Origin of the sequence: Vibrio cholerae (assembly GCF_008369605.1) — a bacterium.
Taxonomy (GTDB): domain Bacteria; phylum Pseudomonadota; class Gammaproteobacteria; order Enterobacterales; family Vibrionaceae; genus Vibrio; species Vibrio cholerae.
Window position 1 is genome coordinate 132562 of the sequence record NZ_CP043554.1, and the last position, 12483, is coordinate 145044.

Here is a 12483-nt window from a genome sequence, read left to right on the forward strand (position 1 = left end):
GCGAAAACGACATAGTGTGGAGTAACTATGAAAAAAATGCGTAAACAAACGGGCTTTACCCTGCTCGAAGTAATGGTGGTTGTGGTGATTTTGGGCATTCTGGCCAGCTTTGTTGTCCCCAACCTCTTAGGTAACAAAGAGAAGGCGGATCAACAGAAAGCGGTGACCGATATCGTCGCGCTGGAAAATGCGTTGGATATGTACAAGCTCGACAACAGCGTTTACCCGACGACCGATCAAGGTTTGGAAGCCTTAGTGACTAAGCCAACCAATCCAGAGCCGCGTAACTATCGCGAAGGCGGTTACATCAAGCGTCTGCCTAAAGATCCTTGGGGTAACGACTACCAATACTTGAGCCCAGGCGATAAAGGCACGATTGACGTGTTCACCTTAGGTGCGGACGGTCAAGAAGGTGGCGAAGGTACCGGTGCCGATATCGGTAACTGGAATATCCAAGATTTTCAATAAGTTTGGCTAATTAGCGGTAACAGACGAAACCTTATGACAGCGACACGCGGTTTTACTTTGTTGGAAATTTTGCTGGTGCTGGTGCTGGTTTCGGTCAGTGCGGTGGCGGTCATCGCCACCTTTCCGGTTTCCGTCAAAGATGAAGCCAAAATCAGTGCGCAGAGTTTTTATCAGCGTCTGTTGCTGCTCAATGAGGAAGCGATTCTTAGCGGGCAAGATTTTGGCGTGCGGATCGATGTCGATACGCGCCGTCTCACTTTTTTGCAACTCACCGCCGACAAAGGCTGGCAAAAGTGGCAAAACGACAAGATGACCAACCAAACCACCCTTAAAGAAGGGTTACAGCTCGACTTTGAGCTCGGTGGTGGCGCTTGGCAAAAAGACGATCGTCTGTTTAATCCCGGCTCTCTGTTTGATGAAGAGATGTTTGCCGATGAGAAAAAAGAGCAAAAACAGGAACCGTCTCCGCAACTGTTTGTGCTATCGAGTGGCGAAGTGACCCCATTTACGCTGAGCATTTTCCCTAAAGGGCAGGAGCCCGATGAGCAGTGGCGAGTGACCGCGCAAGAAAATGGCACTCTGCGTCTACTGGCTCCTGGAGAAAGTGATGAAGAGTAAACGCGGTTTTACCTTGCTTGAAGTTCTGGTCGCGCTGGCAATTTTCGCTACCGCGGCGATCAGTGTGATCCGCTCGGTCAGTCAACACATCAATACGGTCAATTATCTGGAAGAGAAGATGTTTGCGGCCATGGTCGTGGATAACCAAATGGCACAAGTGATGCTCAATCCGCAATCTTTAGCGGCGCGTGAGGGCAGTGAGCAGATGGCCGGACGGACTTGGTACTGGAAGCTGAGTCCAGTCAAAACAGCCGACAATCTGCTCAAAGCCTTTGATGTCAGTGTCGCCACAGAAAAAGGCGCGACCCCAGTCGTGACGGTGCGCAGCTATGTGGCGAACTAACCAAGCATCTTCTCGCCAGAATATGGCGGGCTTTACTTTGATTGAAGTGTTGGTGGCGATTGCGATTTTCGCGAGCTTGAGTGTGGGCGCCTATCAGGTGCTCAATCAAGTCCAACGCAGCAATGAAATTTCTGCCGAGCGCACTGCGCGTTTGGCTGAATTGCAACGCGCCATGGTGATCATGGATGCCGATTTTCGGCAAATAGCTCTGCGCCAATTTCGTACCGATGGCGAAGCGCCGAGCGAGCAAATCCTACAATGGAAAGAATCGCTGCTCGATTCGGATCAGCACGGTTTGTTGTTTGTACGCTTGGGTTGGCATAACCCACAGCAACAATTTCCACGCGGTGAAGTGGCGAAAGTCGGTTACCGCCTGTTTGAAAACCGCTTAGAGCGGGTCTGGTGGCGCTACCCAGATACTCCAGCGGGGCAGCAAGGGCTGATCTCTCCGTTGTTAACTGGGGTGGAAGATTGGGCAGTACAGTTTTATTTGCAAGGTGAATGGAGTAAGGAGTGGGTGCCCACTAACGCCTTGCCTGAAGCCGTGAAAGTGACCTTGCGCCTAAAAGATTACGGTGAGATTGAGCGGATATACCTTACAGGGGGCGGTTCACTCAATATGACGCAAGAGAGTGTTGAAAATGCGGGCTAAACAGCGCGGCGTGGCGTTAATTGTGATTCTGCTCCTGCTGGCGGTGATGGTCTCGATTGCTGCGACCATGGCCGAACGTCTGTTTAGCCAGTTTCAGCGTGCCACGCATCAGCTCAACTATCAGCAGGCTTATTGGTACAGTCTTGGCGTCGAAGCGCTAGCGAAAAAAGGCATTGAGCAGAGCTACCAAGACAGTGAAACCATCAATTTGAGTCAGCCTTGGGCTTTGAAAGAGCAAACCTATCCGCTCGATTACGGACAGGTGCGCGGCAAAATCCGCGATATGCAAGCTTGCTTTAATCTTAATGCACTCGCGGGGGTAAAGCTCACGCCAGACAGTGTGAAAAAACCGTATTTGCTGACGGTGCTGCAAGCGCTGCTTGAAGGGCTGGAAGTGGAGAGTTATCAAGCGGAAGTGATTGCCGATTCGACGTTAGAGTTTATTGATAAAGATGACTCTGTACGCACCGCTTATGGGGTGGAAGACAGTTACTATGAATCGATGATCCCGGCCTATATGGCGGCGGATACTTGGTTGGCCGATGCGAGCGAGTGGCGTGCGGTACAACAGGTGGGGGGAGAAACGATGAATAAAGCCTTACCTTATGTGTGTGCGTTGCCAACCGATCAATGGCGCTTGAATGTGAACACGTTACCCGCTGAGCAAGCGGCACTGCTGGCGGCCATGTTTAGCCCAACATTGAGTCCGGAAAGCGCGAAAACCTTGCTCGAAGGGCGACCTTTCGATGGATGGGCAAGTGTGGATGATTTTCTTGCCCAATCGGCACTCACCGGAGTGGATAACGCGGTGCGTGAGGAAGCGAAGAAATACCTCAGTGTAGATAGCCATTATTTTGAATTAGATGCACAGGTGCTGGTCGATACGTCTCGCGTGCGGATCCGCAGCCTGTTTTACAGTAACGATAAGAAAACTGCGACGGTGATACGCCGCCGCTTTGGAGGGATCAGTGAGCGAGTTTCTGACCGTTCGACTGAGTAGTCAAAAAGAGGCCGATATCCCTTGGCTGGTTTGGTCTGCCGAGCAGCAAGAAGTGATTGCCAGCGGCCAAGTGGCTGGTTGGGAAGCCTTGCATGAAATTGAGTCTTATGCCGATCAGCGCAGCGTAGTGGTATTACTGGCGGCGAGTGATTTAATTTTAACGTCAGTGGAGATCCCGCCCGGCGCTTCTCGTCAGCTTGAAAATATGCTGCCGTATTTGTTAGAAGATGAAATCGCCCAAGATGTGGAAGATGTGCACTTTTGTGTGCTGAGTAAAGGACGAGAAACGGCGGATGTGGTCGGTGTCGATCGTCTTTGGCTGCGCGCTTGCCTAGATCATCTCAAAACGTGCGGTTTTGATGTGAAGCGCGTATTGCCTGATGTACTGGCGATCCCTCGCCCAGAGCACGGTTTAGCGGCCCTGCAATTGGGTGATGAGTGGTTAGTGCGTAAAAGCACTACGCAAGGGATGGCAGTGGACGCGCAGTGGCTAAGCTTACTGGCCGCTTCCGATTGGGTGCAAAATGAAAGTGAGTATTTGCCTTTACAAGCGCTCACGCCGCTTCCTGAGCTGAGCTTAGCTGAAACCCAAGCGTGGCGTTATGAGCCGAGCGGTTTAGTCATGCAACTGCTGACTCAGGAGGCCTTAACCAGCAAGTTCAACTTGCTGACGGGGAGTTTTAAACTCAAGTCTTCTTGGCTGCGGTATTGGCAAATATGGCGCAAAGTGGCGATCGCCGCTGGGTTATTTGTCGCGGTTTCAATCAGTTATTCGCTGTTTCAGGCGCATCAATACGAAGCACAAGCGGACGCTTACCGCGCGGAAAGTGAGCGGATTTTCCGCAGCATCTTCCCTGATAAACAGAAAATCCCGACCGTGACTTATTTGAAAAGACAGATGAGTGATGAGATGGCGCGTTTATCTGGCGGTGCCAGTGTGGGCAGCGTTTTGAAGTGGCTAAGCCCGTTGCCTGAGGCTTTGAAAGGGGTCAATCTACAACTGCAAAGCATCAAATTTGACAGTAACCGCAGTGAGATTCGCCTAGAAGCGACCAGTCGTGATTTCCAAAGTTTTGAACAAGCTCGCACTCAGCTTGAGCAGTATTTTGCTGTTGAACAGGGGCAGCTCAATAAAAATGGCGAGCAAGTGTTTGGCGTGTTTGTGGTGAAGCCCAAGTAAGGAGAAATGATGAAAGAATTATTGGCTCCTGTGCAGGCTTGGTGGCGAAGTGTCACCCCTCGTGAGCAAAAGATGGTAATGGGCATGGGCGCGCTGACGGTACTCGCTATCGCTTATTGGGGCATATGGCAGCCTTTGAGTGAGCGTACTGCCCAAGCTCAAGCACGATTACAAACCGAAAAACAGCTACTGAGTTGGGTGAGTGAAAACGCCAACGACATCGTAACGCTCCGTGCGCAAGGGGGCAGTGATGCGCCAAGCGATCAACCACTCAATCAGGTGATCACTAACTCGACGCGTCAGTTCAATATTGAGCTGATCCGCGTGCAGCCGCGCGGCGAAATGATGCAGGTCTGGATCCAACCGCTCCCGTTTTCGCAATTGGTCTCATGGATTGCGTATTTGCAAGAGCGCCAAGGGGTGAGCGTGGATGCGATTGATATTGACCGTGGTAAAGTGAACGGCGTTGTGGAAGTCAAACGTCTGCAACTGAAGCGTGGAGGCTGATATGAAGCGTGCTGTTGGCTATGGTCTGTTATTTTCCACAGTGTTAATGACCAGCGTGGTCGTGCATTTGCCTGCCCAAGTGGCGTTTAGCCCGCTACCGCTGCCTGAAGGTTTAGAGCTCACCGGCATAGAGGGTACTCTGTGGCAAGGTCAAGCCGCGCAAGTTCGTTGGCAAGGCATGAGCCTAGGCGATCTCAACTGGGATCTCCACCTCTCGGCGTTACTGTTGGGGCAGTTGGAGGCGGATATCCGCTTTGGCCGCGGCAGCAGCACACAACTAAGAGGGAAAGGTGTCGTGGGGATCGGTTTGAGTGGTCCCTATGCCGATGATTTTTTACTCTCCTTACCGGCTGCGCAAGCCATTACTTGGCTACCGCTACCCGTACCACTGATGGCGCAAGGGCAGTTGGAGATGGCCGTCAAGCAGTACCGCTTTGGTGAGCCTTACTGCCAGCAAGCCGAAGGCAGCTTAGCTTGGTCAGCCGCGCAGCTAGAATCGCCGCTTGGTGCGCTGCAGCTTGGTACTGTCGTGTCGGATTTTACCTGCCAAGAGAGCGTTGTGACCCTGAAAGGTGGCCAAAAAACTGCGCAGGTGAGCAGTGAATTTAACCTCAGTTTACAGCCGGACAATCGCTATCAAGCACAAGCGTGGTTTAAACCAGAAGCGGAATTTCCTGAGAGTTTAAAGGAGCAGTTGAGCTGGCTACCGCAGCCTGATGGGCAAGGTCGCTATCCGTTCAATCAACAAGGTCAGCTCTAGGATGTGTTATCCCATTCATTTCACGCCCAACTGGGCGTGAAATTTTATCGGCTAGTCTTTGATTTTTAAGATCTCATTCCAAGGTAAATCCGCATCACCAAGCACGATGAAGTTCGGGTTTTCCAAGGTTTCTCGCTCATTGTAAGAGAGGGGCGATAATTGAGTGCTCAGAATGCGCCCACCCGCTTCTTCGACAATGCACTGGGTTGCGGCGGTATCCCATTCGCCAGTTGGACCAAGGCGCAGATAGCAATCTACTGCACCTTCTGCCACTAAGCAGGCTTTCAGTGCCGCAGAGCCCAATGGCACCAAGTCATAATTCCAAGCACTGCTTAAACGGCGCGTGATTTTGTTGATGTCTTGGCGACGGCTGATGGCAATCGCGATCGAGCTGCTCGGCAGCTCATGTTTGTGAGTCTGAATTTTGAGGCTCTGCGCCATGTCGGGGATCTTCCACGCCCCTTTGCCTGCGTAAGCGTAGTAAGTCACACCAGAAACGGGGCCATACACCACCCCCATCACCGGATGGTTATTTTCCACGAGCGCAATGATGGTCGCGAAATCGCCGCTACGTGCAATGAACTCTTGAGTGCCATCCAGCGGATCCACCAGCCAATAGCGCTGCCATGTTTCGCGAGTGGCAAGGTCGATATTCGCTTCTTCCTCCGAGAGGATCGGAATATCAGGCGTCAGCTCGCGCAGCTGCTCACACAGAAACTTATGTGCGGCTAAATCGGCGCTGGTGACGGGCGTTGAATCACTTTTGGTGAAGGCTTCATAAGATTTATTTTGATAGATATCGAGGATGAGTTGCCCTGCCGCTCGCGCGATGTTAATGACATCGGGCAGTAAGTGCGAGAGATCCTGTGGTGTAGACATAGAGACTCCGAAGGCGCGTGACTCACGCCTGAAGAAAACGCAGGGCCAGCAGTAAGGCTGTGATGCTGCGCGCTTCACAAAAATCGAGATGGGTCAGCAGATCTTCTGCTTGTGCTAAAGGCCAGCGAATGATCTCCAACGGCTCTGGCTCATCCCCCTTTAACTGTTCTGAGTATAGATCCTGAGCAACAAAAAGAACCATTTTACTGGAGAAGTAAGAAGGAGCCAGCACCACCTCTTTGAGCGGCGTTAACTGGCGCGCGCCAAAACCAATTTCTTCTTTTAATTCACGATTGGCCGCTTGCTCGGCGGTTTCACCATGATCGACCAAGCCTTTTGGAAAGCCTAATTCGTAACGCTCCGTTCCTGCAGCGTATTCGCGCACGAGGAGTAAATCACCTTGGGCTGTGATCGGCACCATCATCACCGCATGACGACCGCTCGGCTTCATGCGTTCATAGGTTCTTTGTTCACCGTTTGAGAAACGCAGATCCAAAGCTTCAATAGTAAACAGACGCGATTTGGCGACCGTTTCACGATCCAGAATTTCTGGTAAAGATTTGGATGACATACGCAGACTCCTGAGCAAAAAAGTTTTCTTAATATATGAGAAATAATCGCAGTTTGAAACGTTCAATATGCCGACACCAATAAAAAAGCTGATGTGAATACATCAGCTTCGAATTGGAGTGATAGGCAGGCTGAACGCTTAGTAGTAAGAGTGCTCACCGCGATCGTGCTCGGTGGAGTCACGTACCGCAGTCAGTTCACCGGCAAATTGAGCCAGTAGCTCTTTTTCAATGCCTTCTTTAAGCGTCACGTCGACCATTGAACAGCCGTTACAGCCACCGCCAAATTGCACCAGAGCCACACCATCATCCGAAATGCTGATCAGACGAACGTGGCCACCATGGCCGGCCAATTGAGGGTTGACTTGGGTTTGCAGGGCGTATTCTACGCGCTCCATCAGCGAGGCATCGTCAGAAACTTTGCGCATTTTCGCGTTAGGGGCTTTCAGGGTTAGTTGTGAACCCATTTTGTCGGTGACAAAGTCAATCACCGCTTCTTCCAAAAAGGGCAAGCTAAGTTCATCAACATAGGCAGAAAAGCCACTGAAAGGGTATTCCGTATCAGTCGCTTCTACGGCTTCCGGTGGGCAGTAAGAGACGCCACACTCGGCATTTTGGGTGCCTGGGTTAACCACAAACACACGAATATTGGTGCCTTCAGGCTGCTGAGCCAGCAGCTTAGCGAAGTGAGATTGGGCAGATTCAGTAATAGTAATTGGATTTGACACGACGAATACCTGAGTAAAAGAATAGGTTATTGCTCACCATTCTACTCCTGAGTTAGCGATGATCCAGCCCTTTTGCGTTAAAAAACGTCAACCGTGGCTATCTTTCGGCTCGGGAGTGCGGCATATGCAGTAAATATCAATGCTTTGCACACCGACATCAAGCAGTAAATCGCATAAATGTCGGATCGTACTGCCTGTGGTCACCACATCGTCCACAATCGCAACATGTGGTTGGTTTGGCGGATGATTCAGCACAAACGCATCGCGTAGGTTGTGGATTCGCTGCGCCTTGCTGAGTCCTTGTTGATGCGGTGTGGCTCGGCGGCGTGCAAAGAGTTGGTAGTCATATTCAATGTTCAGCACATTGGCTAACTCGCGCGCCAGCAGATCGCTTTGATTAAAGCCGCGTAGCCAACGTCGCCGCCAATGCAGCGGTACACTGCACAGCAAAGGGGCTGGCTCGTTAATCTGGGTGGCGAGTAGCTTAGCCAAGCGCGGCGCTTGCCAAAACTGGCGTTGGTATTTGAGTTGATGCACCGCATCACTAAGTGGAAAGCGGTAATCGCCGACACACATCAGTTTTCGCCACGGCGGAGGCTGACCCAAACACTGCCCGCACTGATCAACTGGGGTAAGAGTCGGTAAACCGCAGCGTGCGCAGCGATAACCGTGCTCAAGCCAAGCTTGGCAGGCAGAGCAGACGCCAAACGGCGAATTTGTATCGAGTGCCAGTCGGCAGAGATGACATTCCGGAGTCAGCAGTGGTGCGGTAGTTTTTCTGAGCCAATGGGTTAACATAGCGAGCCAAGAATCGGGGTAATGTGCTTCATCTTGCCAATTGGCAGTGTGGATGAAGATGAAAATAGAGGGAGAAACTGTGACCATGGCGTTGTATTGGCAAGTCAGTGGACAAGGGCAAGATCTGGTATTGGTACACGGCTGGGGCATGAATGGTGCGGTGTGGCAGCAAACCGCACAAGCCTTGAGTGACCATTTTCGAGTGCATGTGGTGGACTTACCCGGTTATGGTCATAGTGCCGAACAACATGCTGCGAGCTTAGAAGAGATTGCTCAAGCCTTGTTAGAGCATGCACCGCGCAACGCCATTTGGGTCGGCTGGTCACTGGGTGGCTTAGTCGCCACGCACATGGCGCTGCATCATTCAGACTATGTCAGCAAATTGGTGACGGTCGCTTCCTCGCCCAAATTTGCGGCGCAGGGCAGCTGGCGTGGTATTCAACCGGATGTGCTGACCGCGTTTACCGATCAGTTGGTGGCCGATTTTCAGCTGACCATTGAGCGCTTTATGGCGCTGCAAGCCATGGGTAGCCCAAGTGCGCGCCAAGATGTGAAAGTGCTTAAACAGGCTGTGCTGTCGCGCCCTATGCCTAATCCACAATCATTGCTCGCAGGGCTGACGATGCTCGCCGAAGTCGATTTGCGTGATGAGCTGCAACACATCAGCGTGCCTATGCTGCGGCTATATGGTCGGTTGGATGGGTTAGTCCCCGCGAAAGTCGCCCGTGATTTGAACCATTTAGCGCCTTACAGTGAAGCGTTCATGTTTGACCAATCTTCCCATGCGCCGTTTATGACCGAGGCGGAGGCGTTTTGTCAGCAGCTTATCGAGTTTGCGACTCGTTAGATCCCCCCTTCCTACTTTAAGCTGTCACTCCAAGTCGTTTGGGGGAGTGTGAATTTTGTCGCGCTGACCAAAATTTGACTCAATCATTTTCGGAACAGGTCGATAAATAGACTAACCCAGAGTGAAAGCCGAGGGTGGGCGAAGCTGAGGAGGTTTCGGCTATGCTAGTGTCACCGACCAATGTCAGTGTGCCGCTGATCGCCCCATCAGTGAACGTGCAAACGGAGCAGGCCGCACGCGACAATCGTGTTCGCGAGCCAGTGACGCCAACCGTACAACTGGCCAAATCGAACGCTGAACGTAAGATCAAAGAGGATGATAAGCGTCGCAAGCAACCATCGTGGGATCCAGCAGAACACCCACGTTATGATATCGGCGGCGAAGCGGAGGCGCAGACCTCCCATCACGATGAACCGAAAAGTGAGCTTGAGCGATTGTTTGATCTGCTCGCACTCGCTTCGTACAGCCAAGAGCAAGGCAAAGGTTATGCGATGCGTTTTCGCTTACCTAAGCACATCATTGATGCGGCGATAACAGAAGGCAAAATGGCGCGCCGGCGTGTCGTGATCAAATACTATTATGGTCACGCAGTGGCACCCAACACACCTTCAGAGGTGATTGCAGTTTTGTAGGTGAGTTATCTCGCGCAATAAAAATCCCCACTTCGGTGGGGATTTTTTTATGCGGCATAACGGCTACGTCATGAGGAAATGTGTTTATCGCTGGCTATTTCTTCGCTTTAGCGAAAGCGGCAGCAAACGCACCGCCCATCGCGCCACCCAGTGCATTACCTTGCGGTTCATCACGGCGCGGAGCGCGGCGCTCTTGCCCTCCCCGTGGTGCAGCGCTGCGTTGGCTACGGTTATCTTGTCCCGGCTCATCGTTTAAGCGCATCGAAAGAGCGATTCGCTTACGCTGTACATCCACTTCCATCACTTTGACTTTGACTATGTCACCGGCTTTAACCACTTCACGCGGATCTGAGATAAAGCGATCGGTCAGCGCAGAAATATGCACTAAGCCATCTTGATGGACGCCGATATCCACGAACGCGCCAAAGTTGGCGACGTTAGAGACCACGCCTTCCAACACCATGCCCACTTCCAGATCTGACACCTCATGGATGCCTTCAGCAAAGGTCGCGGTTTTGAATTCCGGACGCGGGTCACGCCCCGGTTTATCCAGCTCCTTGATGATGTCGGTCACGGTGGGTACACCAAAGTTTTCATCGGTGTAATCGACCGCGCGAAGAGTGCGCAGGAACTCTGTATTGCCAATCAGCGCTTTCAGATCTTTGCTGTTCTTCTCAGCGATAGTTTTCACCACCGGATACGCTTCTGGGTGCACCGCTGAAGCGTCGAGCGGGTTTTTGCCATCCATAATGCGCAGGAAGCCGGCACACTGTTCAAACGCTTTAGGCCCCAAACGCGGCACTTTTTTGAGGGCACTACGCGACTCAAAACGACCGTTTTCATCACGATAATCCACAATGTTTTGCGCGAGTGCTGCAGACAAGCCCGCAACACGAGTCAGTAGCGCTGCCGAGGCGGTATTCACATCCACACCTACGGCGTTTACACAGTCCTCAACAATCGCATCCAGACGTTTCGCAAGCAGGGTTTGGCTCACATCGTGTTGATACTGGCCAACCCCGATTGATTTCGGGTCGATCTTCACTAATTCTGCGAGTGGGTCTTGCAGACGACGCGCGATAGAGACTGCGCCGCGCAATGACACATCCAGATTCGGGAACTCTTTCGCCGCTAGCTCTGAAGCGGAATACACCGATGCTCCCGCTTCGCTGACCATGATCTTTTGTACTTTGAGGTTGCCGCGCTTGATTAAATCCGCCGCAAAAGCATCGGTTTCACGAGACGCCGTACCGTTACCAATCGCAATCAGGTCTACGTTGAACTTTTTCACCAGCAGAGCGATAGATTGCATGGCGCGATCGTACTGATGCTGTGGTGCATGTGGGTAAATGGTGTCGGTTGCCAGCACTTTACCGGTTGCGTCAACCACGGCGACTTTACAGCCAGTGCGCAGACCCGGATCGAGGCCCAATGTCGCGCGAGGGCCCGCCGGTGCCGCCATCAGCAGATCTTTTAAGTTGGTGGCGAACACTTCAATCGCTTCAATTTCCGCGCGCTCTTTCATCGCGCTCATCAGTTCGGTTTCCATGTGCATGGAGATTTTGATCTTCCATGCCCAACTGATCACCTGTTTGCGCCACGCATCAGCCGTCGCTTGGCTCAAATGAATACCGTAATGCTCGGCAATCAGAGTTTCGCAGTAGGATTGGCGCGCACTCTCTTCCAATTCAGGATCGGCATTCAACGTCAGGGTTAAGAAGCCCTCATTACGGCCACGCAGCATCGCCAATGCGCGATGTGAAGGCGCTTTGCTGATCGGCTCACGGTGATCAAAATAATCTTTAAATTTCTCACCCGCTTGCTCTTTACCCTCGATCACGCGCGACACAATTTCCGCGTTGCGATTGAGGTGCTGACGGATTTTTTCCAGTAGGTTGGCATCTTCCGCGATGCGTTCCATCACGATAGCGCGTGCGCCATCCAGTGCGGCTTTGCTGTCGGCGACGCCTTTCTCGGCATTAATGTATTTTGCCGCTTCGCTTTCAGGGTTAGTATTAGGCTGCGTCCACAGCGTATCGGCCAGTGGCTCAAGACCCGCTTCAATCGCGATTTGGCCTTTGGTGCGGCGTTTCGGTTTGTAAGGCAGATAGAGATCTTCAAGGCGGTTTTTGCTGTCGGCACTTAAAATCGCCTGCTCCAGCTCAGGGGTGAGTTTGCCTTGTTCTTGAATCGATTTGAGGATGGTTTGGCGACGGTCATCCATCTCACGCAGATAGGCAAGACGGCTATCTAAGTTGCGCAGTTGGGTATCATCCAATCCTCCCGTCACCTCTTTACGGTAACGGGCGATAAAAGGAACGGTATTGCCATCGTCGATCAGGGTGACGGCAGCGATAACTTGCTCAGGGCGAACATTCAGTTCTTGAGCAATCTGGTGGCAGATAGCTTTGCTCATCCGTGGTGGTCTCTTTTTGACATTTTCGGTTTATATGGGGGCAGTTACGCCTGACTCCAGCTCAACGTTTGAATGGAAGAGGAGTT

The 12483-nt window shown here is 52.0% G+C and carries 15 protein-coding genes; 10 read left to right on the top strand and 5 right to left on the bottom strand.

The window, feature by feature from the left end; translation table 11 throughout:
• The first annotated feature begins 27 nt into the window (after window positions 1-27).
• From gspG to F0316_RS00710, 8 genes are read left to right on the top strand one after another with little or no spacing between them, the layout of a single operon-like run.
• Entirely contained in the window at window positions 28-468 is a 441-nt protein-coding gene (gene gspG, locus F0316_RS00675; protein WP_000738789.1) for a type II secretion system major pseudopilin GspG, read from the top strand.
• A 33-nt stretch (window positions 469-501) separates the two neighbouring features.
• Window positions 502-1086, top strand: coding sequence for a type II secretion system minor pseudopilin GspH (gspH, locus tag F0316_RS00680; protein WP_095471498.1), 585 nt, complete (start codon window positions 502-504; stop codon window positions 1084-1086).
• Window positions 1076-1429: a type II secretion system minor pseudopilin GspI gene (gspI, locus tag F0316_RS00685; protein ID WP_000837699.1), complete on the top strand. Its 354-nt coding sequence runs from the start codon at window positions 1076-1078 to the stop codon at window positions 1427-1429. Before gspH ends, gspI begins: the two co-directional genes overlap by 11 nt.
• Window positions 1416-2081, top strand: a complete 666-nt coding sequence (gene gspJ / locus F0316_RS00690) for a type II secretion system minor pseudopilin GspJ (protein ID WP_149560143.1) — start codon at window positions 1416-1418, stop codon at window positions 2079-2081. The genes gspI and gspJ overlap by 14 nt, the downstream gene beginning before the upstream one ends.
• A complete protein-coding gene (gspK, locus tag F0316_RS00695) occupies window positions 2071-3081 on the top strand; it encodes a type II secretion system minor pseudopilin GspK (protein ID WP_001201881.1) in 1011 nt (336 codons plus the stop codon). Before gspJ ends, gspK begins: the two co-directional genes overlap by 11 nt.
• Complete coding sequence (gene gspL, locus F0316_RS00700) at window positions 3050-4261, top strand: type II secretion system protein GspL (RefSeq protein ID WP_001288754.1); 1212 nt, start codon at window positions 3050-3052, stop codon at window positions 4259-4261. Before gspK ends, gspL begins: the two co-directional genes overlap by 32 nt.
• Window positions 4262-4270: 9 nt before the next feature.
• Window positions 4271-4768, top strand: coding sequence for a type II secretion system protein M (locus F0316_RS00705; RefSeq protein ID WP_000661339.1), 498 nt, complete (start codon window positions 4271-4273; stop codon window positions 4766-4768).
• 1 nt (window position 4769) lies between these two features.
• Window positions 4770-5528, top strand: a complete 759-nt coding sequence (locus F0316_RS00710) for a type II secretion system protein N (protein ID WP_057555112.1) — start codon at window positions 4770-4772, stop codon at window positions 5526-5528.
• Window positions 5529-5579: 51 nt separating this feature from the next.
• Here F0316_RS00710 and cysQ read toward each other — a convergent pair whose 3' ends face one another.
• The 4 genes from cysQ to F0316_RS20330 all read right to left on the bottom strand — a co-directional run bounded on the left by cysQ (window position 5580) and on the right by F0316_RS20330 (window position 8652).
• Window positions 5580-6407: a 3'(2'),5'-bisphosphate nucleotidase CysQ gene (cysQ, locus tag F0316_RS00715; protein WP_000106799.1), complete on the bottom strand. Its 828-nt coding sequence runs from the start codon at window positions 6405-6407 to the stop codon at window positions 5580-5582.
• A gap of 22 nt (window positions 6408-6429) precedes the next feature.
• Window positions 6430-6978: an ADP compounds hydrolase NudE gene (nudE, locus tag F0316_RS00720; RefSeq protein ID WP_000095814.1), complete on the bottom strand. Its 549-nt coding sequence runs from the start codon at window positions 6976-6978 to the stop codon at window positions 6430-6432.
• A gap of 138 nt (window positions 6979-7116) precedes the next feature.
• A complete protein-coding gene (gene nfuA / locus F0316_RS00725) occupies window positions 7117-7704 on the bottom strand; it encodes a Fe-S biogenesis protein NfuA (RefSeq protein WP_000070178.1) in 588 nt (195 codons plus the stop codon).
• 87 nt (window positions 7705-7791) lie between these two features.
• Entirely contained in the window at window positions 7792-8652 is an 861-nt protein-coding gene (locus tag F0316_RS20330) for a ComF family protein (RefSeq protein ID WP_148548259.1), read from the bottom strand.
• Here F0316_RS20330 and bioH point away from each other — a divergent pair.
• Both bioH and F0316_RS00740 read left to right on the top strand, forming a co-directional pair.
• Window positions 8588-9349: a pimeloyl-ACP methyl ester esterase BioH gene (gene bioH / locus F0316_RS00735; protein WP_001240449.1), complete on the top strand. Its 762-nt coding sequence runs from the start codon at window positions 8588-8590 to the stop codon at window positions 9347-9349. The genes F0316_RS20330 and bioH overlap by 65 nt on opposite strands.
• A gap of 161 nt (window positions 9350-9510) precedes the next feature.
• Window positions 9511-9981: a hypothetical protein gene (locus tag F0316_RS00740; protein WP_000961393.1), complete on the top strand. Its 471-nt coding sequence runs from the start codon at window positions 9511-9513 to the stop codon at window positions 9979-9981.
• 94 nt (window positions 9982-10075) lie between these two features.
• Here the strand turns inward: F0316_RS00740 and F0316_RS00745 are convergent, their stop codons facing one another.
• On the bottom strand, window positions 10076-12397 hold the full coding sequence (locus tag F0316_RS00745) for a Tex family protein (protein WP_148522681.1): 2322 nt from the start codon (window positions 12395-12397) through the stop codon (window positions 10076-10078).
• Window positions 12398-12483: the final 86 nt, after the last annotated feature.

What these genes read in the sequence shown, in the direction of transcription:
- gspG (WP_000738789.1), top strand. Translation starts at nt 28, where the DNA reads ATGAAAAAAATGCGTAAACAAACGGGCTTTACCCTGCTCGAAGTAATG.
- gspH (WP_095471498.1), top strand. Translation starts at nt 502, where the DNA reads ATGACAGCGACACGCGGTTTTACTTTGTTGGAAATTTTGCTGGTGCTG.
- gspI (WP_000837699.1), top strand. Translation starts at nt 1,076, where the DNA reads ATGAAGAGTAAACGCGGTTTTACCTTGCTTGAAGTTCTGGTCGCGCTG.
- gspJ (WP_149560143.1), top strand. Translation starts at nt 1,416, where the DNA reads ATGTGGCGAACTAACCAAGCATCTTCTCGCCAGAATATGGCGGGCTTT.
- gspK (WP_001201881.1), top strand. Translation starts at nt 2,071, where the DNA reads ATGCGGGCTAAACAGCGCGGCGTGGCGTTAATTGTGATTCTGCTCCTG.
- F0316_RS00705 (WP_000661339.1), top strand. Translation starts at nt 4,271, where the DNA reads ATGAAAGAATTATTGGCTCCTGTGCAGGCTTGGTGGCGAAGTGTCACC.
- F0316_RS00710 (WP_057555112.1), top strand. Translation starts at nt 4,770, where the DNA reads ATGAAGCGTGCTGTTGGCTATGGTCTGTTATTTTCCACAGTGTTAATG.
- cysQ (WP_000106799.1), bottom strand. Translation starts at nt 6,407, where the DNA reads ATGTCTACACCACAGGATCTCTCGCACTTACTGCCCGATGTCATTAAC.
- nudE (WP_000095814.1), bottom strand. Translation starts at nt 6,978, where the DNA reads ATGTCATCCAAATCTTTACCAGAAATTCTGGATCGTGAAACGGTCGCC.
- bioH (WP_001240449.1), top strand. Translation starts at nt 8,588, where the DNA reads ATGGCGTTGTATTGGCAAGTCAGTGGACAAGGGCAAGATCTGGTATTG.
- F0316_RS20330 (WP_148548259.1), bottom strand. Translation starts at nt 8,652, where the DNA reads ATGCCCCAGCCGTGTACCAATACCAGATCTTGCCCTTGTCCACTGACT.
- F0316_RS00740 (WP_000961393.1), top strand. Translation starts at nt 9,511, where the DNA reads ATGCTAGTGTCACCGACCAATGTCAGTGTGCCGCTGATCGCCCCATCA.
- F0316_RS00745 (WP_148522681.1), bottom strand. Translation starts at nt 12,397, where the DNA reads ATGAGCAAAGCTATCTGCCACCAGATTGCTCAAGAACTGAATGTTCGC.